The 3,154-nt window shown below is 39.2% G+C and carries 6 protein-coding genes; 4 read left to right on the forward strand and 2 right to left on the reverse strand.

The genetic code is table 11. The features are described 5' to 3' along the window. The first annotated feature begins 87 nt into the window (after positions 1-87). Positions 88-216 carry a GyrI-like domain-containing protein gene (locus tag AC3LHT_RS09920; RefSeq protein ID WP_290647279.1) on the forward strand — a complete coding sequence of 43 codons (129 nt, stop codon included), beginning with the start codon at positions 88-90 and terminating at the stop codon, positions 214-216. A gap of 8 nt (positions 217-224) precedes the next feature. Next, positions 225-515 carry a GyrI-like domain-containing protein gene (locus AC3LHT_RS09925; protein ID WP_488662775.1) on the forward strand — a complete coding sequence of 97 codons (291 nt, stop codon included), beginning with the start codon at positions 225-227 and terminating at the stop codon, positions 513-515. Positions 516-613: 98 nt separating this feature from the next. On the opposite strand, the gene AC3LHT_RS09930 is transcribed toward AC3LHT_RS09925, so the two are convergent. Beyond that, complete coding sequence (locus AC3LHT_RS09930) at positions 614-1,327, reverse strand: hypothetical protein (protein ID WP_488662776.1); 714 nt, start codon at positions 1,325-1,327, stop codon at positions 614-616. Between the two features lie 114 nt (positions 1,328-1,441). Beyond that, complete coding sequence (locus AC3LHT_RS09935; protein WP_488662777.1) at positions 1,442-2,374, reverse strand: methyltransferase domain-containing protein; 933 nt, start codon at positions 2,372-2,374, stop codon at positions 1,442-1,444. A gap of 274 nt (positions 2,375-2,648) precedes the next feature. Between AC3LHT_RS09935 and AC3LHT_RS09940 the strand changes: the two genes are divergently transcribed. Together AC3LHT_RS09940 and AC3LHT_RS09945 are read left to right on the forward strand one after the other, a co-directional pair. Then, positions 2,649-2,894: a (2Fe-2S) ferredoxin domain-containing protein gene (locus AC3LHT_RS09940; RefSeq protein WP_367115418.1), complete on the forward strand. Its 246-nt coding sequence runs from the start codon at positions 2,649-2,651 to the stop codon at positions 2,892-2,894. Beyond that, on the forward strand, positions 2,887-3,154 hold a 268-nt coding region (locus AC3LHT_RS09945; protein ID WP_488662778.1), incomplete at its 3' end, for a 4Fe-4S binding protein. The genes AC3LHT_RS09940 and AC3LHT_RS09945, both read left to right, overlap by 8 nt.

Here is a 3,154-nt window from a genome sequence, read left to right on the forward strand (position 1 = left end):
ACATGGTATAATGTTATATACCATTATGTTCTTAATTTTTGAATCCTATGACCATCACTGCAAAAAAAATAATAGGGAGATGGTTTTATGAAACCGAGTATTGTAACAAAACCCGCATTCGAAGCCATTGGAATGAGATATTACGGAAAGAACGAAAAAGGTGAAATAACTGAACTCTGGAAAATTTTTCGGCTTTTAAAGAGTGTTATGGATTGATGGGACCAATGGATAAGGAAGGTAATTTTGAGTATATTGCCTGTGTTCCTGCAAGGCATTTTGAAAAAATACCTGAAAACATGGTAAAAAAAGAAATCTCGCAATCAAAATACCTTGTTTTTACCCACATAGGAAGCCTTGAGACACTTCATGACACTTTTGATTTCATTTACAACAGGTACCTCCCGAATAGTGAGTATGAAGCTAAATGGAATACATACCATTTTGAGTTCTATGATGAACGTTTCAACGATTTCAAAGAGAATAGCGAGCTGGATATTTTTGTGCCAGTGAAATAGTTTTGATCTTACTTGATGCCCTTTGAAGAAAACCTTTTTTGGTTTTAGGACTTCTGAATTCAGTTTTTAAACAGCACCCGCTTTCATGCGAGTGCTGTTTAATTTGGCACTATTCCCTCTGCTTTCAGTAATGAAATGTAGTTTTCCATAAGCTCTCGTGCATCTTTTGCTATCGCTGCTGGATCATGGCTATTCCACAGCCTTGTGGCAAGCTTCGGATAGTCCTTTGGCTTCTTTTCAAAACCAAAAGACTCCTTTATGCCCTCAAAATAATCTCTGCTCACATGCTTTCCATTGAGAAGACAAAGTGCGGTCTTCATTTCAAGAAGAGTTTCTATGACTGCGCAATAGATGTCCTCGTATTTTCTCCTCGCAATGCAGGAAAAAATTCTTCCCCATGATTCAAACACCAGCTCAGGAAGGCTTCTCTGTAAGGCTATTTTGAATTTTTCTTTTGGTACGCTCATCGCAGCTTCATAATATCTCGCAGGTGCGGAATAATTACCTGAAAGCACCGTTAGATTTGCCACCAGCCCGGCATAGAAGGGCCATTCTAAACCAGGGTTCTCCAGGATATGTATAAGCCTGGCTTCTGTTATTGTGTTTATCCCAACAGGAACCATGTCTATCAGAAGGTGCCTTGGTTTAACCTCTTTTTTAACTACTGCGAAAAGCTCAAGATCAGACCAGTGTGTATCTTCACCTCTTGCCGTAGAACCGTAAAGGCAGCAGCAGATTAGATTATCCCTGTGCTCTTCTTCAAGTTCCTTTGAAAGCCTCAATGCGGTTTCATAACGCTTTTTATGATTCATTTCGCACCCCCACGAAATCTCTTTCTAAAACTAATATACTCCGAAGCTTTCAAAGTTAAATGACAGCATAGAAGAATATTGCAAATTTCAATAATCACATTTTTCACTAACAGATCAAAGTGCGGTCGCGACCACAGTTGTAAATTTAAATATGGTGGGAACGACAGGTATTTTGTCGGGCTTTACGCCAAATATCTTTGAAGCAGGTGTCGGCTCAGCCCTGGCTCTTATTTCATTTTCAAAGCTCACTTCCCAGCCTGCTTTCTCAAGGGCTTTCTTAAAGTACTTGCCGACATGCAAGGTTTTGTCGCTAACATGAGCCAAATTCGGGTCTCCTTCTTCCATGAAAATGCACAAAGCGATGAGCTTTTTAGCAACTCTGCGAAGTTCTTTAAAAACAGGCAGAGCGTTTTGCATATTCTGAAACCCAGCGGCGGTAGTTATGACATCGATAGACTTATCCTTGAAAGGCAATTTTGCTGCGTCCGCAACAACCTGTGTTACCCTGTTGCCCCAACCTTTGTAACTCAGGTACTGCCTGAGTATGGAACTGCTCGTTGCGCTTATATCAACCGAAATGAAATTTCCTGAATGTTCTTTAAGCAAATCACTAAGAAAACCACCCATGCCTGATGCTAAATCGAGGATTGTTCCGTTTTCCTTTTTCAGCAATTCAATCGCATATTTTACGGAGTTTTCCATTGCACGGTTGTATTCAGGGGTATAGATGGCAGACAAAGCTTCTTTGGAGATTTTTTCAAGTTCCTGAAACTCCTCCATATACCAAAGAGCTACCGCTTTCATTAGAAGGTCTGAAGGAGATAGTTCGGATTCATCAGTTTCGAATAAACGGTTCCTCAATTCTTCCTGACCATCCATGAATCCCTTGCCTAACATAGCCCATTGGTCTTCCCCTGAGATGAGAAAATCATATACCCCTGCTCTCTTTTTGTATCTTCTATCACATGCAGCGCAATAGAACCCTTTTTGTGAAATAGAAAGCTCTCCATGGCATAATGGGCATCTAAGAATACTGTTGAGATCCATCCGTTTCACCTCCCGAAGTCAATGCAAATATTTTATAACGAAGAAAACAAGGAGTCAATAAAGAAAAGCAGATATAAATAATACCCCAAATAGCGGAATTGGCCTGATTTCAAATAATGGAACTGGCAGAATGAAGTTCGGCAAGTGTGTTTGTAAAGCAAAAAAGAACGTATGGTAACAATCGCTCAGATGGCCTTTGACAACATCGAAGAAAGAAGATAAAATAATTGTGAAAAATATAACGTGAAAATTATAACGATAATAGGGTGAGAATATGGTGGTTAAAATTTGCCTTGGAAGCTCTTGCCATTTAAAAGGATCATACAAGGTCGTTCAAAAACTCAGAGAACTACAAAAGGAATATCCCAATCTACAACTTGTTGGGTCTCTTTGCTTTGGGAACTGTATCAATGGCATAAGTATGGAAATCGACGGAAAACTTTATTCAGGAATTACTGCCGGCAATGTTGTAGAAATCGTTAAAGAATGTATGAGAAAAAAAGGTGAATCAAATGAGTGAGTATATCCTTTCAAATAATGCAAACTGCCAGTATTGCTATAAGTGCCTGAGAAATTGTCAGGTTAAATCAATAAGCTTCAGTAGTGGCAAATCCCAAATTATTGAAGATGAGTGCATTCTCTGCGGTGAATGTATTGATATATGTCCCCAGGGCGCAAAGAATTATCGCAGAGATCTGAAGAAACTCAAGGAGATATCTGGTAATTCGTTTCTTGTTTCAATTGCACCTTCTTTCTTTGCTCATTTCGATTCTCCATTTA

Source organism: Kosmotoga sp. (assembly GCF_982836095.1).